Source organism: Aureimonas phyllosphaerae, from assembly GCF_047943035.1.
Taxonomy (GTDB): Bacteria; Pseudomonadota; Alphaproteobacteria; order Rhizobiales; family Rhizobiaceae; genus Aureimonas; species Aureimonas phyllosphaerae.
Window position 1 is genome coordinate 3,772,289 of the sequence record NZ_CP181348.1, and the last position, 26,073, is coordinate 3,798,361.

A 26,073-nucleotide genomic window follows, 5' to 3' on the forward strand; every position below is an offset into this window, starting at 1 on the left:
GATGCCGGCACGCATCCGGGAGCGCCAGCCCTTGCCTTGGGGTCGCCGCGTCAAAGGCGAAAGATGGGCGCTCCGATGTCGCGGAAGTCCCGCTCGCGACAGGTCAGGATGATAACCTGGAGTCCTTCCGCCGCCTTGCGCAGCACGTGGTGCATGCGCTCCAGCCGACGCTCGTCGGTGTTCACCAGCGCGTCGTCGAGAATCACGGTCGCAGGGTGGCCGCCCTTCTTGATGACGTCGGCAAGCGCGAGGCGCGTGACCACGGCCACCTGCTCGCGCGCGCCGGCCGACAGGCGCCGGAAGTCCTCGTCGACGCCGCGGCGGCGAAGGCCCGTCAGTTCCAGTGTCGCATCGTCGAGCGCGATGTCGGCATCTGGATGGATCAGGCGCAGATACGGGGTGACGTGCGCCTTGATCGGCGCCAGCCACGATTCGTGCGCCTCGCGTTGTGCCTGGAGGAGGGTCTGGTGCAGGAGGCGGGACGCCTCGGCCTCCAGAGCTAGGCGCGAGCGCAGGCGTTCGGCCGCCTCGATCTCGTCCTCCAGTCGCGCGATGACCTCGTCGAGGGCGCTCGCGCCCTGCACCCGCATCTCGCCCTCGAGGCTGGCGATCTCGGAGCGCAGGGCGTTCAGCGTCCGCTCGATCTCGTCGCGCGCGCGCCGCCTGGCCGCGACGGTTCGCTCCACGGTTTCGGGATCGCCCGCGTCGAGCGCGCGGCGCCGGGCGTCGAGCACCGCCTCGCGGGCAGCGCGCTCCAGCTCGGTGGCGGCGAGATCCTCGCGCAGCGCGGCGATCGGCCGGCCGGCCTCCGCCTCCTCCGCCTCGCGCGCCAGTCGCTCGGCCTCGGCGCGGCGATGGGCAGCGCCCGCCTCGCGGCCGACGAGATCGGTCTCCGCGTTGCGGAGATCGCGCCGTGCCGCATCGAGCGCGCCCTCTACTTGCGCCCGCCGCTCCCGCGCCGCCTGTGCCAGCGCGCGAACGGCATCGAGATCGACGGCGGCAGGCGACGGATCGGAGACGGTCGGCAACCGCTCATCCGCCGCGCGGAGCGCACGGAGTTCGGCGTCCGCCGCCTCCAGCCCCGACGGAAGCCGTGCCGCCAGGAGGTCGCGAAGCCGCTTCGTCTCCGTGGCGCGTTCCTCGGCGTCGCGAAGGGCACGGCGAGCCGCTTCGACGCTGGCGAGGCCGAGCGCGCGCAGGCGGCTCTCGAGCCGATGGCGGCTGCGCGCCGCTTCGTCGGCCAGCGCGGCGGACCCGCCGCCCGGCTCGATGGTGACGCGGCCGAAGCCCGGAATTTCGAAGCTGGTAGGCTTCGAGACGACCCGCGCCTCGTGGTTTGCGAGCGGCATGCCGTCGACAAGGACCGCGGCCCCCGCCTCGTCCGGCGCGAAGGTCACGGTCGGCGATGCAGCGGACAGGCGGATCTCCGCCTCCCGGCAAGCCCGTTCGGTTTCCTCCAGCTCGCCGAGTTCGCGGCGCGTCGGGACACGGGCGTCGCCCGCGCGCGAAACCGCTTCGAGCTGCGACGCAAGGTGCCGCCCTTCGGCCACCTGCGCCTCGAGTCTCGCAATCTGGTCGCGAAGGCGCGTGCGCTCGTCCGCAAGGCGTGCGGCCTCGGCCTCGGCCTCGGCGGTCGCCAAAGCATCGCGCGCCGCGGCGAGCGTGCCCTCGAGTTCGGCGACGTGCCGCCGCTCCCGTTCGACCGCGACACGATGCTCGGCCAGACGCGCCTCTTCCTCCCGCTCCTGCCCGGTCGCCTTGGCGGCCGCCGCCAGAAGCGCCTCGCGCCGGCGCAGGCGCTCGCCCGCATGGTCGCGCAGGCTCAGCGCGTGCTTCAGTTCGCGCTCCGCCTCGTTGCAGTCGCGGCGCAGGTCCCCAAGCTGGCGCTGGTCGGCCTCGGCGCGGGCGAGAGCGCTCGCGGCCTGGGCCAGCGCATCGTCCTTCTCGTAGGACCGCAGCACCGAACGCCGGTCCGACAGGCGCTGGAGCTTGCTGCGATATTCGGCGAGCGCCGCGCGGCACTGGGACAGGTCCTCGCGCGCCCGTTCCAGCCGCTCCTCGGCCTCCCGCACAGGCGAGCCGGCCTTGGCGCGCAGCGTCTCGGTGAAGAACCGCTCCTGCCGGGCGCGGGCGGCGGCCAGCAGCGCGCGACCCCGCTCGCCGCCGAGAACCTGACTGACCTCGCCTTCCAGCGAGGCCGTCACGGCATCACGCCCCGCACCGAGGTCGAGCCCTTCCGTCGAGCGCCCCTGGTCCACCCAGAGGAGGCCGAACGTACCGACGAAATCGCCCTCCTTCGGCTTGCGCGCCCCCGAATGCGTGAAGCGCAGGAGTTCGGCGAGGCGTTCCTCGACGGCGTCGCCCTGCAGCCGGCCGCCAGGCCAGGAGAGTTCCGCCTCGGGCTTCTGGAGAAAGGCCTTGCGGAGCTCGTAGTCGGTGCCGCCCAGGGAGAAGGCGATCTCGATCTCGGGCCGGACCTGCCGGCCGTAAGGCACCAGCGCGCGCGTCGCCTCGCCGCTCGAGCGATGCTTCTGGAAGAAGGCGGCGCGCAACGCCGTCAGGACGGTGGACTTTCCGGCCTCGTTGTCACCGACCACCACGTTGAGACCGTCCTCGAAGCGGTCGAGCGTGAGCTGCGACACGCCCGCGAACTCGCGAAGCGTCAGGGAGCGCAGGTACATCGGCTCAGGCCTCCCGGCGTCCGAGCCGGGCGTGCTCGGCAAACATCATGCGGAGCGCCAGCGCGGCGGCCGCGCGCTCCGGATCCTCGCGGCTCGCGGCCTTGGCGCGCAGGCGATCGACGGCGGTCCGCACGAAGCCGGCCGCGTCGATACGGTCGAGATCCTCCTCGTCCGGCTCGTCGAGGAGGTCGTCGTCGCGCACCCGCAGGTCGAACAGGCGCCGCTGCCAACCTGCGAGCGTCTCGTCGAGGGCGATCCGCTCGCGCAAGGAGAGGGTACCGCGGAGCGTGAGGTCCACCAGCGCCTCGCCCGGCGACGGAATCGCCGCCAGCGCATGATCGAGCGAGGCAGCGTCGCCGTGGACGTCCACCACCATGGCGCGCCAGTCGAAGCGCGCGGTGCGCAGCTTCTCGACGCGCGGCGCGGCGCCCGGCGCGTCGATCTCGACGAGCGCGACGAAACCCGGTTCGTTCGCAGGATAACGGTCGGCCTCCGGCGTGCCGGAATAGAACGTGCGCGGCGCGATCTCGAGGAAGCCGTGCCAGTCGCCGAGCGCGAGGTAGTCGAGGCGGGCCCGATCGGCGCGATCGTCGGCGATCGGGTTGCCGCTCTCGGCCGCGGCCGGCAGCCGGTTGGCGACGGCGCCATGGGCGAGCCCGATGCGCACCGCATGCGAGGGCGTCTCGGCCGTGTCGTACCATTCGGTGAGGTCGGCGCCCTCGCGGTGCCGAACGAGCGGCGCGGGCAGCACCACGGCGCGGCCGTCGCACAGCTCGACCGGCTCCGGCCGGTCCGCGATCACGAGCCGGGCGCGATGCTCGAAGCGCTGAAGGCGCGACCAGACCGAGACGCTGACGGCCGGATCGTGGTTGCCGGGGAGGCAGACCCAAGGACCGGAAAAGGTGGCCATCGCATCGAGGGTGCGCTGGATGTCGCGGTCCGAGATCGTGTTGCCGTCGAACGCGTCGCCCGCCACCACGACGAAATCGGCCGCCCGCTCCTGCGCCAGAGCGGCGATGCGGCGCACGGCGTTGAAGCGCTCGGCGCGCAGCTCGGCGCGCGTCTCGTCGGGGTAGCCGCCGAACGGCTTGCCGATCTGCCAGTCGGCCGTGTGGACGAAGCGGATCACGAAAACGCTCGGGGGCTGCAGGATGTCATGCCCGGAGCGTGGGAAGACGCAGGCGTCGTTTCAAGGAGAAAACGCCGAGGTCATAAGCTTATCAACGGGTTTGGCGTGGAACGCACGCGCTCTGGGCAAGCGGTGCCGCAGCGATTAGAACGGCCGGATTGCCGTTCTGCGAGTGAAGCCATGCCGTTCAACGCCCGCACCCTGGCCCTGCCGGCCACGATCCCCTTCGTCGGCCCGGAAGCGCTGGAACGGCGGCTCGGGCGACCGTTCCTCGCGCGGCTCGGCGCCAACGAAAGCGTCTTCGGCCCCTCGCCGCAGGTGGTCGAGGCGATGAGCCGGGCGGCGCGCGACAGCTGGGCCTACGGCGATCCCGAGCACCACGCGCTACGCTCGGCGATCGCGGATCGACTCGGCATCCGTTTCGAGGAGGTGGTCGTCGGCGAGGGCATCGACGGCCTGTTCGGCCTGCTGACGCAGATCGTGCTGGAGCCCGGCGACGCGGTGGTCACCTCGCACGGCGCCTATCCGACCTTCAACTACCATGTGACCGGCCACGGCGGTGTGCTCGACTTCGTGCCCTACCGCGACGACCACGAGGACATCGACGCGCTCATCGAGCGGATGCAGGCGGTCCGGCCGAAGCTCGTCTACTTCGCCAATCCCGACAATCCGACCGGCAGCTGGCACGAGGCGGACGCGGTGCGACGCCTGATGGACGCGGTGCCGGAGGGCACGCTTCTCGTTCTCGATGAGGCCTACAGCGATCTCGCACCGGCTTCGGCCCTGCCGGCGGCGGACGAGTTGCGACCCAACGTCCTGCGCTTCCGGACCTTCTCGAAGGCCTACGGCATGGCGGGCGTGCGGGTGGCCTATGTGTTCGGCGCGGCGGAAACGGTTTCGCACTTCCACAAGGTGCGCAATCATTTCGGCGTGTCGCGCATGGCCCAGGCCGGCGCCGTCGCGGCTCTGGAGGACCAGACCTATCTGTCGGATGTCGTCGCGCGCATCGTTCGGGCCCGCGATCGGCTCGGGCAGATCGCATCGTCAGTTGGTCTTCGCCCCCTACCTTCAGCCACCAACTTCGTGGCGATCGACTGCGGCCGGGACGGCCCTTATGCGCGGCGCGTCCTCGAAGGCGTTCTCGATCGTCAGGTCTTCATCCGCATGCCGGGTGTCGCGCCGCTCGATCGCATGATCCGCGTGACGGTGGGCCGGGACGACGAACTCGACCGGTTCGCGGCGGCCCTCACGGCCTCGCTGGCGGACGCATCGGATTGACGGGCCGGCGTCAGTTGCGGGCGAGCCACTCGCGGGCGAGGCGCAGCGCGCGTCCGATCTCGGCCTTGGTCATCATCGCCGCGACGTCCTGACGATGTACGCTGGCCTCTTCGGCGCCCATCTGGTCTGCGAGGTTGAAGTACATGTGAGCCGACACGAGGTCGGTCTCGCCGTCGCGGCCCGAAGCATAGCGCAGGCCCATCGCGAAGAGCGTCTCGCCCATCGGCGCCGCAACGCCGAGCGCGGTGCCGAAATCGCCGTCCAGAAGTTCGAAGCGTGCCATGTCTCTCGTTCCCTGTTCCCATTGCGCCCCCTCGGGTGCCTTCGTCGAGATTGGCAGCGTCCTTTGAACCGACGCTTAAAAGGCTTGGCTAATTCAAGTTGAATGCAGGATTCTACCTTTGGAGAGTCTTGGGCGCTCGCCTCCGCAAACCCCTGCATTGCCGGACTTCGCGTGATTCGCTTCACCGTTACTTCACGATGCCGGGTGGCGATCCGTTCAGCATGATCGCCGATGGCGTTCCACCCTACGCCTCTTGGCGGTATCGACGTTTCCATTTACGTTAGCGTCAACCGCCTATCCCGCGCTCAAGACGGGGGCGGCACGGGAGGATGCGATGAGACGTTTGGCGGTGATGATGCTGGCCCTGGCGGCGACCACGGGCGCGGCGATGGCGGACCCGATCGAGGGCACCTGGCGCATGCCGTCCGGCAACGACGCGCGCATCGCGTCCTGCGGCGACGGCTTCTGCCTGACCTACGTGAACGGCCCGAACAAGGGCAAGACCTTCGGCAAGATGACCCCGTCCGGCGGCGGCGCCTATCAGGGCACGGTCACCGACTACACCAAGGGCGGCAAGGAATATTCCGGCAAGGGCAAGCTGACGGGCGACACGCTGTCGGTCTCCGGCTGCGTGCTTGGCGGGCTCATCTGCCGCTCGCAGTCGCTGACCCGCCTCTGAGAACCCGTCCGAAGAAACCGCCGGGTCGGCTCGGCGGTGCTTTCCGTCGCCCATCCGCCACCGGGGACTTTCCGAACGGGCTCCAGGCCGTACGGCGAGGCATGGGCGGCCGACGGTTGCGTCGGCGCACTTGACGGGGTGATCCCTTTCGGGGGATCGCTCGCCCCGGTCAATTCCGGAGCCCACCCATGCTGTATCCGCTCGCCCTGGCGGCCGTGATCGCCACCGCCGCGTGGCCCGCCCTTGCCGCCGACGCCATCGTCGGCACCTGGCGCCTGTCGAACGGCGAGACGGTGGACTATCGCCCCTGCGGCGGGAGCTTCTGCTCGACCGTCCGCACGGGCGCCTACAAGGGAAAGACGGCCGGGACGGTCACCGGTAGCGGGGGGCGCTACACCGGCACGGTGGTCGATCCGAGCAGCGACAAGAGCTACGAGGGCCGCGTCGAGATCGCCGGCGACAAGCTGACGTTGACCGGGTGCGTCGCCAAGGTCTTCTGCCGGTCGCAGGTCTGGACCCGCGTCGGAGGGGCCGGCTGATGTCCGCCGCGTCGCAGGTTCGCGCAAAGACGGCGGACGGCGTCGAGGCCGTTCACGAGCCGGTCTTCCAGCGGCGCTCACGCAATCGCAACGTCCAGTGGCTGCGCGCGGTCGCGGCACTCTTCGTCGTCTTCTACCACGCGTCCGGCCATCTCGGCGCCGTGCTCGGCGACGACCGTTTCGCCGACATCTTTAACCACCGCTTCGGCATCCTCGGCGTCGCCATCTTCTTTGCGATCTCCGGCGCCCTCATGGCCGACATCCTGAAGACCACGCCGGCGCCGAACTTCCTCATCCACCGCATCCTGCGGATCTATCCGATCTTCCTGATCGCCTCGGTCGCCCTGCCCTTCGTGTTCTGGAACAATCCGGGCCTCGACATGCGGGCGCTGTCGCTCATCGCGATCGGGCAGAACGGCAATTATCGGCTGATGGTGGAATGGACGCTCGTGTTCGAGCTGGCCTTCTACGTGGCGCTCTTCCTCGTCGCCGCGGCGGGTCTGGCCCGCCGGCTGGAGGCGATCGCCCTTCTGGCGCTCGCGCTATCGGTCGGCGGCACGCTGGTCAGCCCGGACAATCAGGCGCGGATCGCCGTCTACGTCACCGAACTTCCCTTCATGTCGGCGACGGCCGCCTTCGCGGGCGGGCTGCTGATCCCGTGGCTCGTGCGCTGCAACGTCTTTCACCCGGCGCTCGCCGGCCTCGCCGTCGCGGCCGCCATCGCCATCCCCGGCACGGATTCGGTCGGCATGGGCCGCCTTCTTGCCGGCGTTTCGGCAGTGATCCTCGTCGGGCTCGCGATCTCGTTCGAGTCGCGCAGCGCCGACGACTCGGTGCCCCAGCGCGTGGCGACCAAGCTTGGGGACTGGAGCTACGCGCTCTACCTCTGCCACATGCCGGTGATCTCGTTCACCTACAACCACTTGCCCTTCACCGGAGCGGCGGCCTGGACGGTGGCGGTCGTGGGGGCGCTTCTTCTCGCCATCCCGCTCGGCATGCTGGACCTGCGTCTCTACGCGTGGCTGCGCAAGCGGTTGGATCGATCCACGCCCGAGAGCTTCCGCCGCTGGGCGTGGATCTATGTCGGCGTCTACGCGATCGTCGCCGTGATCTTCCTGTTCAAGGACTAAGGGTCAGCGCGCGCGCTGACCGAAGAGAACGCTCTGGGCGTTCTTGTCCTGCGCGAGGTTCAGCCGCTCGCGCTCCTCCTTGCCGACGGCTAGCCCCTTTTCGACCGCCGGACGGGCGTTCAGGGTCTCGAACCAGCGCTTCAGGTTAGGGAAGTCGTCGAGGTCCTGCCCCTGGTTCTTGTGCGGGACGATCCAGCCGACGCAGGCCATGTCGGCGATCGAATACTCGTCCGCCAGGAACTCGCGGTCCTGGAGCCGCTTGTTCATGACGCCGTACAAGCGGTTGACCTCGTTGGTGTATCGGTCGATGCCGTAGGCGATCTTCTCCGGCGCGTACTGGCGGAAGTGATGCGCCTGCCCCGCCATCGGCCCGAGTCCCCCGACCTGCCAGAACAGCCACTCGTCCACGGCCACGCGCTTGCGCTCGTCGGTCGGATAGAAGCGGCCGAACTTGCGCGCGAGGTACTGGAGGATCGCGCCGGACTCGAAGACAGAGATCGGCTGGCCGCCCGGGCCCTCGGGATCGACGATCGCCGGCATCCGGTTGTTGGGCGCGATCGCCAGGAACTCCGGCTTGAACTGGTCGCCCGCGCCGATGTTCACGAGCTTCAGATCGTAGGGGACGCCGAGTTCCTCGAGGAGAATCGACACCTTCCAGCCGTTCGGCGTCGGCCAGTAATGCAGTTCGATGGGCTTCGTTTGCTCGACCATGCGGCCTCCAGACTGTCTCGTCGACGCCGAACCTCGCGCGTCGTGGCATCAGGTGGGGCGGACGCGGCCGCTTGGCGAGCGCGGGACGCACAGACACTGCGTGAACGCCCGCTGAACGGTGACGCCAGCCCGAATTCAGCTTGGGCACGCAATGATCGCGCATCGCAGATTCACGGGAGAGTGCCATGATCGTCCGCCTGTCCGTCGTCACCTCGCTGCTCGCCCTCTTCGCGGTCAGCTTCTCGACACTGGTGGAGCGCGATCGCGCCGCGCACAGCCCGGTCGCGACCGTCAGCCAGGGTTGCTACGACCAGGGCGCGGTCTGCGTTCGCTGACCCATTTCGCCTGTCACGGTCCTCCGCTAGAAAGGGCCATGACCGACCGTTTCGCGCAGCCCGCTCACGAACCCTTGACGCCGCCGCCGATCGCGGCGAAGGCGTTCCTTGATGCCGAGGCCGCGGTCGAGGCGCTGCGGCGCATCTACGCCGCTTCGGTCGAGTTCCTGTGCGAGAGCTTCGACGAGGTGCTGGAAACCAGCGACACGTCGCGCCGATACCGGGCCTTCTATCCGCAGGTCGCGATCCGCACGGCGGGCCACGCCAGGGTCGATTCGCGCCTCTCCTTCGGCTTCGTGCCGGGCCCCGGCCATTACGCCACCACGATCACCCGGCCGGAGCTCTTCGGCGACTATCTCGTGCAGCAGTTCGAGCAGCTTCTGAAGAATCACGGCCAGCCGATCGAGGTCGGCCTGTCGAAGACGCCAATCCCGCTGCATTTCGCCCTCCCGGAAGGAACCTATGTCGACGGGGCGCGGGCCGAACGCCTCGACAAGCCGCTGCGCGACATCTTCGACGTGCCCGATCTCGAAGCCACCGACGACCGCATCGTCAACGGCAACTACGTGCCGATGCCCGGCGAGCCGCTGCCGCTCGCGCCCTTCACGGCGCAGCGCGTGGACTATTCGCTCCTGCGCCTCGCACACTACACCGCGACGAGCCCGCAGCACTTCCAGAACTTCGTGCTCTTCACGAACTACCAGTTCTATGTCGATGAATTCTGCGCCATGGCGCGATCGCTGATGGAGGACGGCGGCCACGGCTACGAGAGCTTCGTCGAGCCGGGCAACGTTGTCACGCTGGCGGGCGCCGCCGAGCCGGAGCGCGGCCTCGCGCCCCAGCGCCTGCCGCAGATGCCCGCCTACCACCTGACGCGGCCGGGCTCGAATGGCATCACCATGATCAACATCGGCGTCGGGCCGTCGAACGCCAAGACCATCACCGACCACGTCGCGGTGCTGCGCCCCCACGCCTGGCTGATGCTCGGGCACTGCGCCGGCCTTCGCAACACGCAGGCGCTCGGCGACTACGTGCTCGCGCACGCCTATGTCCGCGAGGACCACGTGCTGGACGCCGACCTGCCCGCCTGGGTTCCGATCCCGCCGCTCGCCGAGGTGCAGGTCGCGCTGGAGCAGGCCGTCGCCGACGTGACGGGGCTCGAGGGCTACGATCTCAAGCGCATCATGCGCACCGGCACGGTCGCCACGATCGACAACCGCAACTGGGAGCTGCGCGACCAGACCGAGCCGGTGGAGCGCCTGTCGAAGTCGCGCGCCGTCGCGCTCGACATGGAATCTGCGACGATCGCGGCCAACGGCTATCGCCTGCGCGTGCCCTACGGAACGCTTCTCTGCGTGTCCGACAAGCCGCTGCACGGCGAACTGAAGCTGCCGGGCATGGCGACCGAATTTTACAAGCGGCAGGTGGCGCAGCATCTCCAGATCGGCATCCGCGCGATGCAGAGCCTTGCCGACATGCCGGTCGAGCGCCTCCATTCGCGAAAGCTGCGGTCCTTCTTCGAGTCCGCGTTCCAGTAGGCGCCGGTCGCTCGCATCATGACAAGAGTTCGGTGGCACCGCGTGGTGAACGTCCTTCTTTTCGGCGCCGCGCTGTTTCTGGTGCTCGGCTTCCTCGGCGGCTTCGCGCGTCCGCTCGACACGTTCTCGCACTTCCGCGCCCATGCCGCGGTCGCGCTCCTCGCCCTCTCGATGCTCGCCCTCGTCCTCGGGCACTGGGTCGGCAGCGTGGTCGGCCTCGTCGTGGCGGGCGTCTCGCTGGCAAGCGTCGCCCCTTACGTCCTGCCGATGCGTCCCGTCCCCGAAGATGGGACGCCGGTCTACACGCTTCTGCAGATGAACCTCCTGTGGAACGCCGGCGACCGGGCGGAGGCGATCCGACGCATCGCCGAGACGCGGCCGGACATCATCACGGTGCAGGAGCTGACCGGCGACTGGCGCGAGGCGCTCGCGCCGCTTGGCGACAGCTATCCCTATCAGGCGGTATGCCTGGAGGCTGACGGCTTCCACGGCGACTCGGCGATCCTGTCGCGTCGCCCCTTCTGGGAGGGCTCGACGCCGATCTGCGACGTCGGCGATTCGCTGGCTGCCGCGCGCATCGATCTCAACGGCACAGCCGTCACCATCGCCTCGCACCACCAGCTCTGGCCCTGGCCGCGCAGCCAGTGGCGGCGCTTCGACAGCGCACGCGAGATGCTCGCCACCCTGCCCGCGCCGCTGATTCTGGCGGGCGATTTCAACGCCGCTGGCTGGAGCGCTTTCCTCGGTACCTATGCGAAAACGACGAATACGCGCGTCGTTCCCGGCATCGGCCCGACCTGGATGCTAGAGGGCATGCCGACCGAGGCTGCGCGCCTCGTCGGGCTCGGGATCGACAATCTCCTCGCCTCGCCGGCGGTGACGATCCACAGCGTCGAGCGGCCGGCGGCAACCGCCTCCGACCACCTTCCCGTGCTGGTCCGCTTCTCGGTCGCGCCCGAAGCCGACGGCGAGACGACCGCGGTCGTCGCGCGCTGACGCCGGGCGCGAACCCGCTTCACATCGTCCCGTAGACCGGCCCCTCGGCGCCCTGCGGCGGGACCCAGGTGATGTTGCCGTTCGGGTCCTTGATGTCGCACGTCTTGCAGTGGACGCAGTTCTGCGCGTTGATCTGGTAGCGCGGCGCGTCCGCACCCTCCTCGATCCACTCGTAGACGCCGGCCGGGCAATAGCGCTGCGACAGCCCGGCATAGACGTCGTGCTCGGACGCCTTCTGCAGGCCCATGTCCTTCACCTTGAGATGGACCGGCTGGTCCTCCTCGTGGTTGGTGTTGGACAGAAAGACCGACGACGTCTTGTCGAAGGTCAGCAGCCCGTCGGGCTTCGGGTAGGCGATCGGCTTGTGCTTGGCGGCCGGTTCAGTCGATGCCGCGTCGGTCTTGCCGTGCTTCAGCGTGCCGAACAGCGAACGGCCGATGAGCTGGTGCGCCCACATGTCGAGACCGCCGGCGACGATGCCGAGCGCGGTGCCGTATTTCGACCAGAGCGGCTTGACGTTGCGCACGCGGAAGAGGTCTCGCCCGATCGGCGAAGACCGCCAGCCGGCCTCGTAGGGCGCGAGCTTGTCCTGCGCGCGGCCCGCCGCGATCGCCTCGGCCGCAGCTTCCGCCGCCTGCATGCCGCTGGAGATCGCGTTGTGCACGCCCTTGATGCGCGGCACGTTGACGAAGCCGGCCGAGCAGCCGAGGAGCGCGCCGCCCGGGAAGACGAGCTTCGGCACCGACTGGTAGCCGCCCTCCGAGATCGCCCGCGCGCCGTAGGACAGGCGCTTGCCTCCCTCCAGGAGGTCGGCGATGTCCGGGTGCGTCTTGAAGCGCTGGAACTCCTCGAACGGATTCAGATAGGGGTTCGCGTAGTTCAGGTGCACGACGAAGCCGACGTAAACCTGGTTGTTCTCGAGGTGGTAGAGGAATGAGCCGCCGCCGGTCTTCATGTCGAGCGGCCAGCCGAACGAATGCTGGATCAGGCCAGGCTTCGCCTTGGCCGGATCGATTTGCCAGAGTTCCTTGATGCCGATGCCGAATTTCGGCGCGTCTGCCTCTTTCGCGAGATCGAAGCGGGCGATCAGTTCCTTGGCGAGCGAGCCACGAACACCTTCGCCGATCAGCACGTACTTGCCGATCAGCTCCATGCCGGGCTGGTAGTTCGGCCCCGGCCTGCCCGAACGCTCGATCCCCATGTCGCCGGTCGCAACGCCCCGCACGGCCCCGGCCTCGTCGAACAGGATCTCGCTGGCGGCAAAGCCCGGATAGATCTCGACGCCGAGCGCTTCGGCCTTCTCGGCCAGCCATTTGCAGACGAGGCCGAGCGAGACGACGTAGTTGTCGTGGTTGTCCATCAGCTTCGGCAGGCCGAAATTCGGCAGGCGCACCGAGCCGTGGGGGCCGTAGACGTAGAACTTGTCGGCCGTCACGCGCTGGCGGATCGGCGTCTCTTCAGAACGCCATTCGGGCAGGAGCTTGTCGAGCGAGGACGGGTCGAGCACGCAGCCGGACAGGATATGCGCGCCGACCTCGGAGCCCTTCTCCAGGACGACGACGGACAGGTCGGGGTTGACCTGCTTCAGACGGATCGCGGCCGACAGGCCCGCCGGGCCCGCCCCCACGATCACAACGTCGAACTCCATCGACTCGCGTTCGGCGGCTGTCTCTGACACGGGCAACGTCCTCCCTCGGATCGAGTCTGGAACAGGTCCAAATGGTTGTGGCCGCTCATACAGGACTTTTCCCCGAAGCGACACGCGACATTCTTACGTAAACGTCATCGGAGCTGACGAATGCGTGCGTTTCCATCGGATCGCCGGTATACTGCGGCATGTCTATAACCGACGCGACACCCCCCTTGGACGAATGGCGTGCCGTGCTGGCCTGGTACGAACAGGCCGGCATCTCGACCTTCGTCGGCGAGGCGCCGCGCGACCGCTTCGCGGAGACCGAGGCGGAGGCCGCGCGGCGGCGGAGCCCCGCGGCGGAGGCAAAACCGAAGCCGGCGCAGCCCCCCGCCCCGGCGACACGTCCTGCGGTCACCGCCCGCCCCGCTCCGATCGCGCCCGACGCCGATGCGAGTTCGGTCGCGGATGCGCGCGATCAGGCAGGACAGGCCCAGACGCTCGCCGAACTGCGCGAGATGCTGGCGGCCTTCACGGGCTGCGGACTTCGTCAGACAGCCAAGAACTTAGTCTTCGGCAATGGCGCCGAAGATGCGGACGTCATGTTCGTCGGCGAGGCGCCGGGGCGCGACGAGGATCTCGCGGGCGAACCGTTTGTCGGCAAGTCGGGCCAGCTTCTCAACCGAATGCTCGCGACGATTGGAATCGAACGGGACGCGGTACGGGTCACCAATACGGTCCCCTGGCGCCCGCCCGGCAATCGCGCTCCGACACCCGCGGAGACAGAGGCCTGCCTGCCGTTCACGCTGCGCCATATCGAACTCGTGCGACCGCGGGTCGTCGTGTCGGTCGGCTCGTCGTCCGTCCGCGCATTGCTTCGCACCGACGAAGGGATCACCCGGCTGCGCGGACGCTGGCTAAGCCTGCGGACCCCCGGCGGGTTGGAACTGCCGGTCCTGCCGATCCTCCATCCGGCCTTCCTCCTGCGCCAGCCGATGCAGAAGCGTCTGGCATGGCGCGACCTGCAGACGTTGCGCGAGAGGCTGGCGGAGGCTCCAACGGTCGATCCAAATAATATGTAACGCTTATATTTTTTCGTGAAACCCCGGCGTGTGCCGTGCGTTTAGGAGGCGAACCACCGGTGAAGCCGGTTGCCGAAGGGAGCAACCGGCGCCAGTCAACGATGAGGAGTTTCGATCATGAAGACCACAGCCATGATCGCGGCCGCCCTGATCGCCACCACGGGCTTTGCAGGCTCGGCGATGGCCCAGCAGACCAAGCATGTCATGACGGGTCAGGAGAAGGCCGTTCGTTACCAGCACGACCGGCAGGAGAAGATGTGGGACCAGCAGCGCAAGCAGGGCGTACGCTCCGCTGACAGCGCGACCTATGGTGCCCCGAACCGGCAGAGCTATGGCCGGTCGGCAACCCAGCAGCCGGAGAACGCGGAGCCGTCCAGCTTCGGCATTCCGGGGTCGGGGTCCGCTTTCTACAACTATCACAAGGACAGCAAGAACTGGTACTTCGGGTACTGACGTTCGGTTGCCTTGAACGCAAAGGGGCGCGGATCATTCAGGGGTCCGCGCCCCTTCTTCATGTCTGCGGCGGCGATGCGCTGCGCGCGCGGCGGCGCTCGAGGCCGAGCCGGTGCTCACGAAGGATAATGAAGACGCCTGCCGACACGACGATCGTCGCACCGATCAGCGTCGTCGGGCTGGCGACCTCATCGAAAAGCGTCGCCCCGATGACGACCGCCATCAGCATGGACGTGTACTCGAACGGCGCGATGGTGGACGCTTCGGCATAGCGGTAGCAGGCCGTCAGCAGGAGCTGACCGACGCCGCCGAAGATACCTGCCAGAACAAGGAGCGTCGCCTGCCACGGGGTCGGCCAAACCCAGCCGAACGGAAGGCTCGCCAGCGCGATGACGCTCGAGCACAGCGAGAAATAGACCACGATCGTCGTCGTCGGCTCGGTGCGCACCAGACGACGGACCTGGATCATCGCGACCGCCGCGAAGGCCGCCCCCGCGAGCGAGGCCAGCATGCCGAGCCGCTCCTCGTTCGACAGGGTGCCGAGGTCGAGCGAGAGGTTCGGGGCGATCACCACCACGATCCCGCACAGGCCGACGAGAACCGCGGTCCAGCGGAAGCGCCCCACCTGCTCGCGCAGGATGATCGCTGCAAAGACGACGGTCAGGAGCGGCGAGGCGTAGGAGATCGTGATCCACTCCGGATACGGCAGTCGGCCGATCGCGTAGAAGCCGAGCGCCATGGACGTCACTCCGATCGCGCCGCGCAGGAAATGCCCGCCGATGTCGCGCGTGTGGAAGGCCGTCCGCAGGGTGCCGAGCCAGCAGAGATAGGCGAGAACCGGCACCATCGCGAAGAAGGAGCGGAAGAAGACGAGTTGCCCGGCTGGAATGTCGGTACCGAGCGCCTTCAGCGAGGTCTGCATCCCCACGAAGACGGTGACCGAGACCACCTTCAGGCCGATGCCCACCATGGGCTTGAGAGCGGGCGCGTGGTGGATCGGGGCATTCATGGCGGCTGTTCGGCTCTAGCTGGAGCGGGCGCGGCCTTCGGCGCCACAGGCGGGGCGGGCGCCGCCATTCCCTTCGCGCAGGATGGCAGCGGGGCACTCTTAGGACGGCGGCCTTCCGCGGTCGAGGGCGGAAACCTCAGCCGCGCCTCACCTTTCGCGACGAAGGGCACCGGGGCGTGAACGCGGTTTCCCGTTGGCAAGCGCCGGCATGGCGACTATCCCCGTCGGATCGAGATGGGAAAGGCCCGAGCCATGCAGCGCACCGACGACGGACAGGTGATCCGCCTTTCGGACTATCGTCCGCCCGCGTTCCGCATCCGCCACGTCGACATGCGTTTCTCGCTGAACGATGGTCACACCGATGTCGAGACGGTGATGGAGATGGAGCGGGCTCCGGACACGGACGCCGCCGAGCCGCTGGTGCTCGACGGCGACGCGCTGACGCTCATCGCCCTCGATTGCAACGGGGTGGCGATCGGGGCCGAGCGCTTCGAGGCGACGCCGGACCGGCTGACGATCCGCGACCTGCCGCCTTCCGGACCCTTCACCCTGACGATCGCGACACGTCTGACGCCGGCGACCAACACCGAGCTGATGGGGCTCTACCGCTCGAACGGCGTGTGGTGCACCCAGTGCGAGGCGGAAGGTTTCCGCCGCATCACCTATTTCCTCGACCGGCCGGACGTTCTCGCCACCTACCGCGTGCGCATCGAAGCGGATCGCGAGGCGGCACCGATCCTCCTGTCAAACGGCAATCCCGGCGAACATGGCGATCTCGATGGCGGCCGGCACTATGCCGTGTGGGACGACCCGCACCCGAAGCCCTCCTATCTCTTCGCCCTCGTCGCGGGTCGGCTCGACGTCCTGACCGATACGTTCGAAACGCAGAGCGGGCGCGACGTCGATCTGGCGATCTACACGGAGCCCGGCCTCGCCGACCGCGCCGCTTATGCGATGGACGCGCTGAAACGTTCGATGGTCTGGGACGAGCGGCGCTTCGGCCGGGAATACGATCTCGACGTCTTCAACATCGTGGCAATCTCCGACTTCAACATGGGGGCGATGGAGAACAAGGGTCTCAACGTCTTCAACCACAAGTATGTGCTTCTGGCGCCGGACACGGCGACGGACGGCGACTATGCGGGCGTCGAGACCGTGATCGCCCATGAGTACTTCCACAACTGGACCGGCAACCGCATCACCTGCCGCGACTGGTTCCAGCTCTGCCTGAAGGAAGGGCTCACCGTCTATCGCGATCAGGAGTTCAGCGCCGACGAGCGCTCGCGCACCGTCAAGCGCATCGCCTCGGTGCATGGACTGAAGGCACAGCAGTTCCCGGAGGACCAAGGTCCGCTCCAGCACCCCGTCCGGCCGCGCCAGTATCGCGAGATCAACAACTTCTATACGGCGACGGTCTACGAGAAGGGCTCGGAACTCGTCCGGATGCTGGCGACGATCCTCGGCGAGGCGGGCTTTCGCGCCGGGATGGACCTCTACTTCGCCCGCCACGACGGCGACGCCGCGACGGTCGAGGACTTTCTCGCCTGCTTCGCGGAGGCGACCGGCACCGATCTCTCGCAGTTCGCGCTCTGGTACGATCAGGCCGGTACGCCGGAGCTTCATGTCGCCGAGCATTTCGAAGCGGGGCGGCTGACCCTCTCGCTGCGCCAGAGCCTGGCGCGCGGCGCCGCCGGCACGGGCACCGAGCCGATGCACATTCCGGTTCGCTTCGGGCTGGTCGGACGCGACGGCACGGATCTTGCGGCCGAAGCGACGGCGGGGACGGCCGAGGTCGAGGGCGGCGTGATCCATCTCGTCACCGCGGAGGCCGAGGTCGTGTTCTCCGAACTTGCCGAGCGTCCGCGCGTGTCGATCCTGCGCGATTTCTCCGCGCCGGTCACGCTGCGTCACGAACAGGCCTACGAGGACCGTCTTGCCCTCGCCCGCCTCGACCCCAACGGCTTCGGACGCTGGCGCGCGCTCACCGATCTCGTTGGCGAGGCCCTGCGGGCGGCCTCGACGGCGGGCGCGGGCCGCCCGGCACTCGATCCGCGCCTGATCGAAGCCGTCGTCGCGTGCGCCGCCGAGGAGCGGCTCGAGCCGGCGCTGCGGGCGCTGATGATCGCGCTTCCCGGCGAGGCGGAGATCGCACGGCTGGTCGGCTCGAACGTCGACCCGGAAGCGATCCATCAGGCGCGCGAGGGGGCGATCGGCGCGGTTGCGACCGCCGGCGCCGAGACCTTCCGCCGGGTGCGCGACGGGCTGGAGCGTTCGAGCGGGAGCTTCAGCCCCGACGCGGCGAGCGCCGGACGCCGCGCCCTGTCGAACGCGCTTCTGATGTACCTCAGCGCGGCCGACGGCACGCCGGCCCTCGCCGCCGAGGCGTTCCGCGCGGCCGACAATATGACGGATCGGATGACGGCCGCCACCATCCTCGCCCACCGCTTCGCCGAGACGCCGGAGGCGAGCGAGGCGCTCGACCGCTTCTATGCCGACTACGCGCACGATCCGCTCGTCCTCGACAAGTGGTTCACCCTGCGCGCGACGGTGCCGTCCGATGCAACGCTCGACACCGTTCGGGACCTCGCCGCCCATCCGAAGTTCTCGATGGCCAACCCCAACCGCGCCCGGGCCCTGATCGGCGGGTTCGCGACCGGCAATCCGCGCGTCTTCCACCGTGTCGACGGCGCGGGATACCGCTGGACGGCGGAGCGCCTCGGCGAACTCGACCGGCTCAATCCGCAGACCGCCGCCCGGCTGGCCACCGCCTTCCGGTCCTGGCGCGCCTTCGAGCCGGTTCGCCAGGAAGCGGCACGGGCCGCGCTCTCGGCCCTTGCGAGCCGACCGGAACTCTCGCGCGACATGCGCGACATTCTCGACCGCACGCTCTCATGACGGCGGGATGAAAAATTTCGCGGAAATGGTTTGTTAACCACAGTCTGCGAAAGCTGCGGATAACCCCTGTTGATCCCGTGCAACAATCAGAATTCGGGATTGCACCGCGGCCCCTCGCTCGTCCCGCGCTTCTGGACAAGCGAGTCCCCGTCTGATTCATTAACCCTTGGATTCGGGCTCGCGGCGCCCGGGTCGCATGCGGCGACGAGGGATGGGATTGATGGGTTCGGACGCGACAAGCGCTCCGGCACGGGATGACTCATCCCTGGCCACGGAGAGATTGACGACCCTTCTGCAGCGCGTCCGCCGCCGCATTCCCCAGCCGGGGCTGGATCGGATCGCCGAACTCGAACCCATCCTGCGACGGGCCATCCCGGTCTTCGTCATCGGCTTCCTCATGGTGATCGCCGTCGTGCTTCTGGCGGCGCTGATCGAGGAACGCGACGCCATGGAAGAGCGCGCCAGCGAGGATCTTCGCATCACCGCCAGCCTTCTGCGGGCCGAGGACGCGGCGCTGGATTCGCGCACCGACGACGCGGCGACCCGCGCGCAGATCCTCGTCAACAGCGCCCTGCCCGTATCCTCGAAGGCCAAGGGCCTCATCGCGATGATCGCCGACAAGGACGGCCGTGTCGTCGCCACGACGCCCGGCCACGATAGCGTGCTCGGTGCCGACGTCGGCACGCTGGTGGACGGCGGCCAACCGCTTCTCGTGTTCGGCGAGCGCGCGGGCGTCATGGAGGTCTCGTGGGCCGGCGAGGACGCGATGGCTTCCGCCGCGCTCCTGTCCGGGCCGCTCGGCAGCGTCGTCCTCATTCGCGAGGAGGCGCACATCTTCGCCGACTGGCGCAAATCCGTCTCGCTTAACGTCACGCTGTTCTGCGTGACAGCCCTCGTGCTTCTCGCCATCCTCGTCGCCTACTTCCGCCAAGCGACCCACGCGGTGGCGGCCGACCGCCTGCTCGGCGAGCAGCATCACCGCGTCGAGACCGCCCTATCCCGCGGCCGCTGCGGGCTTTGGGACTGGGACCTGTCGCGCGGACGCATGTTCTGGTCGCGCTCGATGTACGAGATGCTCGGCCTGCCGCCGCGCGATGGCGTCCTCTCCTTCGCGGAGGTCTCGAACCTCCTGCATCCCGACGACGGCTCCTTCTTCGAGTTCGCCCGCCAGATCGCCTCGGGCAGCGTCGGCAACATCGAGCGCTCGTTCCGCATGCGCCATGTCGACGGGCAGTATCTCTGGCTGCGCGCCCGCGCCGAGATCGTTCGCAACCCCGACAACGACATCCACCTGATCGGCGTCGCGGTCGACATCAGCGAAAATCACATCCTCGCCCGCATGACGGACGAGGCGAACCTCCGCCTCCAGAACGCGGTCGAGAACATCTCCGAGACCTTCGTGCTGTGGGACGCCGACCACCGGCTCGTCCTGTGTAACACGAAATACCAGGAGGTCTTCGGGCTGACGGATCAGGACGTGCGCCCGGGCACCCCGTTCGAGGCGGTGCGCGCCAAGGCCCGCCGCCCGATCGAGGAGCGCAAGCTGACCAGCCCGAGCTTCGTCTACGGCGAGCGCGCGACCGAGACGCTGCTGGCGGACGGGCGCTGGCTGCAGGTGTCCGAGCGCGTCACCGGCGACGGCAGCCACGTGTCGATCGGCACCGACGTGACGCAGCTGAAGGTCCATCAGGAGCGCCTGTCGGACTCCGAGCGCCGCCTGATGGCGACCATCAACGACCTGTCCACGGCCCGCCGCGACGCCGAGGCCAAGGCGCGGCAGCTCGCCGAGCTCAACCGCAACTACATGATCGAGAAGGAGCGCGCCGAGAGCGCGAACCAAGCGAAGACGACGTTCCTCGCCAACATGAGCCACGAGCTGCGCACGCCGCTGAACGCGATCATCGGCTTCTCCGAGATCATGCGCGAAGAAAGCTTCGGCCCGATCGGCAACGGCAAGTACACCGAATACGCCGCCGACATCCATCAGAGCGGCCACTACCTTCTCAAGCTGATCAACGACATCCTCGACATGTCGAAGATCGAGGCGGGCCGGCTGGCTCTCGCCAACGAGGCGATCGACCTGCCGGCGATCCTCGCCGAGGCGGTGCGGATCGTCGGGGTGCCCGCCAATGCCAAGGCGCTCACGATCGGCGTCGAGATGCCGGACGTCCTGCCGCTGAGCGGCGACCGCCGAGCGACGAAGCAGATCCTCCTCAACCTCCTCGCCAACGCCGTGAAATTCACCGCGCCCGGCGGCGACGTGCGCGTGCGCACCCGACTGCGCGGCGCCCACGCCGTCATCACCATCGTCGACAACGGCATCGGCATTCCGCGCGAGTCGCTCAAAAGCCTCGGCAAGCCGTTCGAGCAGGTCGAGAACGAGTTGACGCGCACCCACAAGGGCACCGGCCTTGGCCTTGCCATCGCGCGCTCGCTGATCGAACTGCAGGGCGGCACGATGTCGATCACCTCCCGCCCCGGGCGCGGGACCGCCGTCAGCTTCCGCCTGCCCTGCCCCGACTGCGCGAGCGCTTCGGCCGAGCAGGCGGCGCTTCTCTCCCGCGCCGCCTGAGGCTCTTCAGGCGCCGAGATCGCCCCGGTAGGGGATCGTCCGAGAAAAGACCTCCCGCACTTCGGCCGCTCGCCTTGCGATCTCGGGCTCGATGCCGGTGCGGTCGGCAAGATCGAGCGCGGCGGCGATCCTGTCGGCCAGCGGTCCCGGCAGGTCCGTCACCCGCAACGCCTTGTCGCCGCCGAGGCGCAGGATCTGCATGACCCTTGTCATCTCCAGCATGATGCCCGGCAGATCATCGAAACCGGTCTCGTCGTCGGGCGCCGCAGTTCGGAGTGCCGCGAGGACGCTCGCCGTCGGCGCCCCCACGAGATCGAGCGACACCCGGCCCGTCAGGATGCCCCACTGGGCGAGGAACTCGAGATCGGTGAGACCTCCGGGAATGCGCTTGAGATCGAGCGCCCCGCGCGGCGGCTTCTGGACGTCGAGGCGGGCGCGCATGTCGGCGACGTCGTCCGTCAGAAGCGGATCGCCGCGGTGGGTGACGATCGCCTTGCGGACTGCCTCGCCAATCTCGGCACACAGTTCGGGATCGCCGGCAATCGGGCGCGAGCGCGTAAGCGCCATGCGTTCCCAGGTCCAGGCCTCGGCCTGATACTTGCGGAAGGCCTCGATCGGCGTTGCGAGCGGCCCCTTGTTGCCGGATGGGCGGAGACGGAAATCCACCTCGTAGAGAACGCCCTCGGCGGTCGGCGAGGTCAGGGCCGAGATCAGTCGCTGCGTCAGGCGGGCATAGTAGGTCGAAACGGGAAGCGGGCGCGCACCGTCCGACGTCTCCGCCGCCGGATCGTGGTCGTAAAGCAGCATCAGGTCGATGTCGGAATTGGCGGTCAGTTCGCGCGAGCCGAGGCGACCGAGACCCAGGACGGCAATGCGCCCGCCGGCGATCCGCCCGTGTGCGCGGGTGAACTCGTCCGCAACCGCCGTCAGCACCTCGCCCAGCACGGCCTCCGCCAGATCGGAAAAGGACGTGCCTGCAACCTCGCCCTCCAGTACACCGGACAGGAGCCGGACACCGACGAGGAAGCGCTGCTCGGCGGCGAAGATGCGCAGGCGGTCGAGCCGTTCCTCGAAGAAGCGTGCGTCCCCGAGGAAGGCCGACAACCGCTCGCGGATCAGGTCGCGCGTCGGAAGTTCGCGGAAGAAGGCGGGATCGAGAAGGGCGTCGAAGACGTGCGGTCGGCGTGCGATCGTATCGGCAAGCCGGGGCGATGAGGTGATGATTTCGGCGAGGAGTTCGAGAAGCTTCGGGTTCGACGCGATCAGCGCGAAGAACTGCAACCCGGACGGCAGGCCCTCCAGGAACCGGTCGAAAGCGGCCAGCGCCGTGTCGGGATCGCTGCCGCCCGAGAAGGCCCGGAGCAGGGACGGCAGGACGGCGACGAACTGCTCGCGCGCCGCCTCCGAGCGCATCGCCCGGTAACGGCCAGAGCCCCAGCGGTGGACGATCCGCCCGATATCGGCCGGGCGGTTGTAGCCGAGATCGCCGAGGCGCTTGAGGGCCGCGGCGTCCGCGCCATCCTCCAGAAGGCCGTCGAGCACGCCTTCGTCGCGCGTGGCTCGTCCTTCGGAGAAGAGCGCCGCAAACCTCGCCTGAACCCGTTCCAGGCGGTCACGGAGCGCGGTCTCGAAGGCGTCGAGTTCGCCGAAGTTGCAGAGGCGCGCGATGCGCAGGAGATCGCCCGGCCCGGTCGGCAGCGTGTGGCTCTGCTCGTCTGCCACCATCTGGATCGCGTGCTCGACACGGCGCAGGAACCAGTAGGCTTCGGTCAGCTCGGTCGCCACCGCGGACGCCACCCAGCCCTCGGCCGCGAGGCGTGCCAGCGCTTCGTCGGTACGGCGCGTTCGAAGCGCGGGCAGCCGTCCGCCCGCGATCAGTTGCTGCGCCTGCGCGAAGAACTCGACCTCGCGGATGCCACCCTGCCCGAGCTTGACGTTGTGACCCGCCGTCGCCACGCCCTCGAAGCCGCGGTGCCGGTCGATCTTGGCCTTCATCGCCTGAATGTCGGCGATGGCGACGAAGTCGAGGTAGCGGCGCCAGACGAAGGGGGCGATCTCGCGCAGGAAGGCCTCGCCCACCGCGGGATCGCCGGCCACCGGGCGGGCCTTGATCATCGCCGCCCGTTCCCAGTCGCGCCCAGCGCCTTCGTAATAGATGAGGGCGGAGGGGATCGGGATCGCCAGCGGCATCGCGGACGGATCGGGCCGCAGGCGCAGGTCGGTGCGGAACACGTAGCCGTCGCGGGTGCGCTCGCCGATCATCCGGACAAGCTTGCGACCGAGGCGCGAGAACATCTCGACGCTCTCCATCGGGTCGCGGATCCCAGGCGCTTCGGGTTCGAAAAAGAGGATGATGTCGATGTCGCTGGAATAATTCAGTTCGCGCCCGCCGAGCTTGCCCATGCCGAGGATCGTCAGCCCGCAGCCGGTCTCGGGATGCACCGGATCGGGCAGGTCGAGCTGCCCGCGGCGGTGAAGATCCGCGAGGGCAAAGCGAAGCGCGCGCCGGATCGCCGCCTCCGCGAGGTCCGAGAGATCGGCGGTGGTCACCTCCGGGCCGGCGGCGCCGAAGAGGTCGCGCAGCGCGATCAGCAGCGAGGCTTCCGCCTTGGACTCGCGAAGGCGCGTCATCTCGGCAGCCTCCGTGGCGCCATCGGGAACGGGTTGTCCCAGGGCGTCGATGATGGCGCGGACGCGGTCGCCAGCCCCGATGTCGAACAGCTGATCGATCCAGTCCGGGCGGCGTTCGGCGATCGAGGCGAGATGCGGTGAGAGCGATAGCGCGGCAACGAGCCGGTCGCGGTCGCCCGCGCCGTCGACCTCCAGCCATGCGGCCAGCCGGTCGAGGTCGGCGGCACGCGCGCTGGACGCCAGATCATCGCGGCGGCGGGCGGCTTCCACGTCGCTCAGCGCGTGAAGGCCGGCCGTCCCCCCGATCCGCAACTCAAGGCCCGCGAATTCCGTCATGCGCCGGGACCACCCTTTCCATCGGTATCTCCAGCGTGACTTTGAGGCCGGAATCCGCGTCGTCAAGCGCCAGCGTTCCGCCATGGATCGAGGCGATCGCCTGAACCAGCGACAGACCGAGGCCCGAACCCGTCTTGGTGCGGCTCTCGTCCAGCCTGTAGAAGCGCTCGAGCACACGATCGCGCTTGTCGGCCGGTATACCGTGACCGTTGTCCGCCACCGAAACGAGGCATGCGTCGCCGCGTCGGGCCACTGCGACACGAATTTCCAGTGGCCGGTCGGACAGTCCGTATTTCAACGCGTTGTCGAGGAGGTTGGAGACCGCCTGCGAGATCAGCTCGCGGCTGACCGGTGCGACGACCGGCTCCGGGGCGTCGACGAGAAGCCGTCCGCCAGCGTCCTCCGCCAATGGTTCGTAGAGTTCGGCGACATCGGCGACGATCGACGAAAGGTCGTGCCCGCTCTTGAGAGCGGGATGCGACCCCGCCTCCACGCGGCTGATCATCAGGAGGGCGTCGAACGTGCGGATCATCCCGTCCGCTTCGGCCAGCACCGCTTCCATCGCCTGTCGGCCGCTGCGCTCGGGCGTCTCGTCGCCAAGTGCCGCCTCGACCCGATTGCGAAGGCGCGTCAGCGGCGTCTTCAGGTCGTGGGCGATGTTGTCGGAGACCTGCCGCAACCCTTCCTGCAGCAGGGCGATCCGCGCGAGGAGCACGTTGAGCTTTTCCGACAGGCGGTCGAATTCGTCCCCGGTCCCGGTGACGGGAAGCCGTTCCGTCAGGTCGCCCGCCATGATCCGCGCGGTGGCCGCCGACATGCGGTCCAGCCGATGGAGCGCAGTGCGCCCGACAAGGAACCAGGCAAGCAGCGCGCCGAAACTCATCAGGAGAAGCGCGAGGATCAGGGCATTGCGCACGACCAGCCGGATCCGCTCCTGATCGGTCTGGTCGCGGCCGACGAGGAGCCGCATCCCGTTCGGCAGTTGCACGACCTCGGCGACCGCCATGTGGTAGCGGTCCTTCTCCGACTCGGTGAAGCGCGCGTAGCGGAACGGCGTCGTTTTGAACCCCGCATCGTCGAGAACGCCGGCTTCCAGACTCTGAACGTTGCCAGCGAGGATCAGGCCGGTGCCGTCGGTGACGAGATAGAGGGGCGCACCCGGCTGGCGGGCGCGTCGGTCGATCGCGCGCACGATCCCCGAGATGCCGGTGTTCTGGTAGATCCGATCGAGCGTCTCGATCTCGTCCGCGATCGCCTCCTGGCTTTGCGTCTGAAGGATCGAGGACGCGGTCTCCGTCACGTAGACGAGAAGAATGGCCGCAAACAGCGCGAAGAGGGCAAGATAGACGGCCGACAGACGGACGGCCGTGACGCGCATCAGCTCGCGGATGCGCAAGATGGTCGGTCTGCGCAAGGGGCGTCAGTCCCCGGCGCGGATGATATATCCGGACCCGCGAACCGTATGCAGGAGCGGCTCGCCGAATTCGCGTTCGATCTTGGAGCGCAGCCGCGAGATGTGGACGTCGATGACGTTGGTCTGGGGGTCGAAGTGGTAGTCCCAGACGTTCTCGAGCAGCATGGTCCGCGTCACCACCTGACCCGCATGCTTCATCAGGTACTCGAGAAGCCGGAACTCGCGCGGCTGCAGCGTGATCGGCTTTCCGCCGCGACGAACCTCGTGCGACAGGCGGTCGAGTTCGAGATCGCCCACGCGATAGACCGTCTCGACGTCCTTGGCGCCGCGGCGCCGGCCGAGAATCTCGATCCGGGCGAGGAGTTCGGAAAAGGCATAGGGCTTGGGCAGGTAGTCGTCGCCGCCGGCCCGCAGGCCCGTGACCCGGTCGTCGACCTGCCCCATCGCGGACAGGATCAGGATCGGGGTCTCGTTGCCCTTCTCGCGCAGGCTGGAGACGACGGACAGACCGTCGCGCTGCGGCAGCATCCGGTCGACGACAAGAACGTCGTAGGCCTGAGTCAGGGCCATGTGCAGGCCCGTTTCCCCATCCGCCGCGTGGTCGGGGACATGTCCCGACTCCTTCAGGGCCTTGATGAGGTAGGACGCGGCTTCCCGGTCGTCTTCGATGATGAGGATGCGCATGTGATCCGATCTAGGGGACGGCGCGGACATCGTCATCGTCTTTATCCTTCAAGTCTCCGAGCGGAAAG

Annotated in this window: 20 protein-coding genes; 11 read left to right on the forward strand and 9 right to left on the reverse strand. The window is 68.5% G+C overall.

All coding sequences use genetic code 11. From position 1 onward, the window contains the following. Positions 1 to 50: 50 nt before the first annotated feature. Positions 51 to 2,681 (reverse strand): AAA family ATPase, encoded by a 2,631-nt coding sequence (locus ACLNGM_RS18020; protein ID WP_416355988.1) that lies wholly within the window; start codon positions 2,679 to 2,681, stop codon positions 51 to 53. 4 nt (positions 2,682 to 2,685) lie between these two features. Beyond that, positions 2,686 to 3,810 (reverse strand): metallophosphoesterase family protein, encoded by a 1,125-nt coding sequence (locus ACLNGM_RS18025; protein ID WP_416355989.1) that lies wholly within the window; start codon positions 3,808 to 3,810, stop codon positions 2,686 to 2,688. A gap of 180 nt (positions 3,811 to 3,990) precedes the next feature. Between ACLNGM_RS18025 and ACLNGM_RS18030 the strand changes: the two genes are divergently transcribed. Further along, positions 3,991 to 5,088: a pyridoxal phosphate-dependent aminotransferase gene (locus ACLNGM_RS18030; RefSeq protein WP_416355990.1), complete on the forward strand. Its 1,098-nt coding sequence runs from the start codon at positions 3,991 to 3,993 to the stop codon at positions 5,086 to 5,088. Between the two features lie 10 nt (positions 5,089 to 5,098). On the opposite strand, the gene ACLNGM_RS18035 is transcribed toward ACLNGM_RS18030, so the two are convergent. Beyond that, positions 5,099 to 5,371: a sel1 repeat family protein gene (locus ACLNGM_RS18035; protein WP_416355991.1), complete on the reverse strand. Its 273-nt coding sequence runs from the start codon at positions 5,369 to 5,371 to the stop codon at positions 5,099 to 5,101. Between the two features lie 334 nt (positions 5,372 to 5,705). On the opposite strand from ACLNGM_RS18035, the gene ACLNGM_RS18040 reads away from it, so the two are divergent. The 3 genes from ACLNGM_RS18040 (at position 5,706) to ACLNGM_RS18050 (ending at position 7,719) form a co-directional block, all read left to right on the forward strand. After that, complete coding sequence (locus tag ACLNGM_RS18040; protein WP_416355992.1) at positions 5,706 to 6,050, forward strand: DUF2147 domain-containing protein; 345 nt, start codon at positions 5,706 to 5,708, stop codon at positions 6,048 to 6,050. Between the two features lie 188 nt (positions 6,051 to 6,238). Beyond that, the gene (locus ACLNGM_RS18045; protein ID WP_090958173.1) at positions 6,239 to 6,589 is read left to right on the forward strand and encodes a DUF2147 domain-containing protein; all 351 of its coding nucleotides are present in this window, start codon (positions 6,239 to 6,241) and stop codon (positions 6,587 to 6,589) included. Then, positions 6,589 to 7,719 carry an acyltransferase family protein gene (locus ACLNGM_RS18050; RefSeq protein WP_416355993.1) on the forward strand — a complete coding sequence of 377 codons (1,131 nt, stop codon included), beginning with the start codon at positions 6,589 to 6,591 and terminating at the stop codon, positions 7,717 to 7,719. The genes ACLNGM_RS18045 and ACLNGM_RS18050 overlap by 1 nt, the downstream gene beginning before the upstream one ends. A gap of 3 nt (positions 7,720 to 7,722) precedes the next feature. Here ACLNGM_RS18050 and ACLNGM_RS18055 read toward each other — a convergent pair whose 3' ends face one another. Next, positions 7,723 to 8,430, reverse strand: coding sequence for a glutathione S-transferase family protein (locus tag ACLNGM_RS18055; RefSeq protein WP_416355994.1), 708 nt, complete (start codon positions 8,428 to 8,430; stop codon positions 7,723 to 7,725). A gap of 185 nt (positions 8,431 to 8,615) precedes the next feature. Here ACLNGM_RS18055 and ACLNGM_RS18060 point away from each other — a divergent pair, with 185 nt between their 5' ends. Genes ACLNGM_RS18060 through ACLNGM_RS18070 form a run of 3 tightly spaced genes read left to right on the forward strand, consistent with a single transcriptional unit; the run spans position 8,616 to position 11,299 of the window. After that, entirely contained in the window at positions 8,616 to 8,765 is a 150-nt protein-coding gene (locus ACLNGM_RS18060; RefSeq protein WP_175526718.1) for a hypothetical protein, read from the forward strand. Between the two features lie 38 nt (positions 8,766 to 8,803). Beyond that, positions 8,804 to 10,303 carry an AMP nucleosidase gene (locus ACLNGM_RS18065; protein ID WP_416355995.1) on the forward strand — a complete coding sequence of 500 codons (1,500 nt, stop codon included), beginning with the start codon at positions 8,804 to 8,806 and terminating at the stop codon, positions 10,301 to 10,303. Positions 10,304 to 10,348: 45 nt separating this feature from the next. Further along, positions 10,349 to 11,299 carry an endonuclease/exonuclease/phosphatase family protein gene (locus ACLNGM_RS18070; protein WP_416355996.1) on the forward strand — a complete coding sequence of 317 codons (951 nt, stop codon included), beginning with the start codon at positions 10,349 to 10,351 and terminating at the stop codon, positions 11,297 to 11,299. A 19-nt stretch (positions 11,300 to 11,318) separates the two neighbouring features. On the opposite strand, the gene ACLNGM_RS18075 is transcribed toward ACLNGM_RS18070, so the two are convergent. Beyond that, positions 11,319 to 12,947, reverse strand: a complete 1,629-nt coding sequence (locus ACLNGM_RS18075; protein ID WP_416358483.1) for an electron transfer flavoprotein-ubiquinone oxidoreductase — start codon at positions 12,945 to 12,947, stop codon at positions 11,319 to 11,321. A 194-nt stretch (positions 12,948 to 13,141) separates the two neighbouring features. Here ACLNGM_RS18075 and ACLNGM_RS18080 point away from each other — a divergent pair, with 194 nt between their 5' ends. Together ACLNGM_RS18080 and ACLNGM_RS18085 are read left to right on the forward strand one after the other, a co-directional pair. Beyond that, positions 13,142 to 14,011: a uracil-DNA glycosylase gene (locus tag ACLNGM_RS18080; RefSeq protein WP_416358484.1), complete on the forward strand. Its 870-nt coding sequence runs from the start codon at positions 13,142 to 13,144 to the stop codon at positions 14,009 to 14,011. A 117-nt stretch (positions 14,012 to 14,128) separates the two neighbouring features. Further along, entirely contained in the window at positions 14,129 to 14,464 is a 336-nt protein-coding gene (locus ACLNGM_RS18085; RefSeq protein WP_416355997.1) for a hypothetical protein, read from the forward strand. 58 nt (positions 14,465 to 14,522) lie between these two features. On the opposite strand, the gene ACLNGM_RS18090 is transcribed toward ACLNGM_RS18085, so the two are convergent. Continuing rightward, the gene (locus ACLNGM_RS18090; protein WP_416355998.1) at positions 14,523 to 15,473 is read right to left on the reverse strand and encodes a DMT family transporter; all 951 of its coding nucleotides are present in this window, start codon (positions 15,471 to 15,473) and stop codon (positions 14,523 to 14,525) included. Positions 15,474 to 15,725: 252 nt separating this feature from the next. On the opposite strand from ACLNGM_RS18090, the gene pepN reads away from it, so the two are divergent. Both pepN and ACLNGM_RS18100 read left to right on the forward strand, forming a co-directional pair. Then, entirely contained in the window at positions 15,726 to 18,368 is a 2,643-nt protein-coding gene (gene pepN, locus ACLNGM_RS18095) for an aminopeptidase N (RefSeq protein WP_416355999.1), read from the forward strand. A gap of 280 nt (positions 18,369 to 18,648) precedes the next feature. Further along, positions 18,649 to 20,940, forward strand: a complete 2,292-nt coding sequence (locus ACLNGM_RS18100; RefSeq protein ID WP_416356000.1) for a PAS domain-containing sensor histidine kinase — start codon at positions 18,649 to 18,651, stop codon at positions 20,938 to 20,940. A gap of 6 nt (positions 20,941 to 20,946) precedes the next feature. Here ACLNGM_RS18100 and ACLNGM_RS18105 read toward each other — a convergent pair whose 3' ends face one another. The 3 genes from ACLNGM_RS18105 to ACLNGM_RS18115 are packed head-to-tail and all read right to left on the reverse strand — an operon-like array spanning position 20,947 to position 26,041. After that, entirely contained in the window at positions 20,947 to 23,907 is a 2,961-nt protein-coding gene (locus ACLNGM_RS18105) for a bifunctional [glutamine synthetase] adenylyltransferase/[glutamine synthetase]-adenylyl-L-tyrosine phosphorylase (protein WP_416356001.1), read from the reverse strand. Next, positions 23,885 to 25,285, reverse strand: coding sequence for an ATP-binding protein (locus ACLNGM_RS18110; RefSeq protein WP_416358485.1), 1,401 nt, complete (start codon positions 25,283 to 25,285; stop codon positions 23,885 to 23,887). The genes ACLNGM_RS18105 and ACLNGM_RS18110 overlap by 23 nt, the downstream gene beginning before the upstream one ends. A 42-nt stretch (positions 25,286 to 25,327) precedes the next feature. Continuing rightward, entirely contained in the window at positions 25,328 to 26,041 is a 714-nt protein-coding gene (locus ACLNGM_RS18115; protein ID WP_416356002.1) for a response regulator transcription factor, read from the reverse strand. Between the last annotated feature and the right edge of the window lie 32 nt (positions 26,042 to 26,073).

What these genes read in the sequence shown, in the direction of transcription:
- ACLNGM_RS18115 (WP_416356002.1), bottom strand. Translation starts at nt 26,041, where the DNA reads ATGACGATGTCCGCGCCGTCCCCTAGATCGGATCACATGCGCATCCTC.
- ACLNGM_RS18065 (WP_416355995.1), top strand. Translation starts at nt 8,804, where the DNA reads ATGACCGACCGTTTCGCGCAGCCCGCTCACGAACCCTTGACGCCGCCG.
- ACLNGM_RS18030 (WP_416355990.1), top strand. Translation starts at nt 3,991, where the DNA reads ATGCCGTTCAACGCCCGCACCCTGGCCCTGCCGGCCACGATCCCCTTC.
- pepN (WP_416355999.1), top strand. Translation starts at nt 15,726, where the DNA reads ATGCAGCGCACCGACGACGGACAGGTGATCCGCCTTTCGGACTATCGT.
- ACLNGM_RS18110 (WP_416358485.1), bottom strand. Translation starts at nt 25,285, where the DNA reads ATGCGCGTCACGGCCGTCCGTCTGTCGGCCGTCTATCTTGCCCTCTTC.
- ACLNGM_RS18055 (WP_416355994.1), bottom strand. Translation starts at nt 8,430, where the DNA reads ATGGTCGAGCAAACGAAGCCCATCGAACTGCATTACTGGCCGACGCCG.
- ACLNGM_RS18020 (WP_416355988.1), bottom strand. Translation starts at nt 2,681, where the DNA reads ATGTACCTGCGCTCCCTGACGCTTCGCGAGTTCGCGGGCGTGTCGCAG.
- ACLNGM_RS18050 (WP_416355993.1), top strand. Translation starts at nt 6,589, where the DNA reads ATGTCCGCCGCGTCGCAGGTTCGCGCAAAGACGGCGGACGGCGTCGAG.
- ACLNGM_RS18090 (WP_416355998.1), bottom strand. Translation starts at nt 15,473, where the DNA reads ATGAATGCCCCGATCCACCACGCGCCCGCTCTCAAGCCCATGGTGGGC.
- ACLNGM_RS18035 (WP_416355991.1), bottom strand. Translation starts at nt 5,371, where the DNA reads ATGGCACGCTTCGAACTTCTGGACGGCGATTTCGGCACCGCGCTCGGC.
- ACLNGM_RS18040 (WP_416355992.1), top strand. Translation starts at nt 5,706, where the DNA reads ATGAGACGTTTGGCGGTGATGATGCTGGCCCTGGCGGCGACCACGGGC.
- ACLNGM_RS18075 (WP_416358483.1), bottom strand. Translation starts at nt 12,947, where the DNA reads ATGGAGTTCGACGTTGTGATCGTGGGGGCGGGCCCGGCGGGCCTGTCG.
- ACLNGM_RS18045 (WP_090958173.1), top strand. Translation starts at nt 6,239, where the DNA reads ATGCTGTATCCGCTCGCCCTGGCGGCCGTGATCGCCACCGCCGCGTGG.
- ACLNGM_RS18085 (WP_416355997.1), top strand. Translation starts at nt 14,129, where the DNA reads ATGAAGACCACAGCCATGATCGCGGCCGCCCTGATCGCCACCACGGGC.
- ACLNGM_RS18105 (WP_416356001.1), bottom strand. Translation starts at nt 23,907, where the DNA reads ATGACGGAATTCGCGGGCCTTGAGTTGCGGATCGGGGGGACGGCCGGC.
- ACLNGM_RS18060 (WP_175526718.1), top strand. Translation starts at nt 8,616, where the DNA reads ATGATCGTCCGCCTGTCCGTCGTCACCTCGCTGCTCGCCCTCTTCGCG.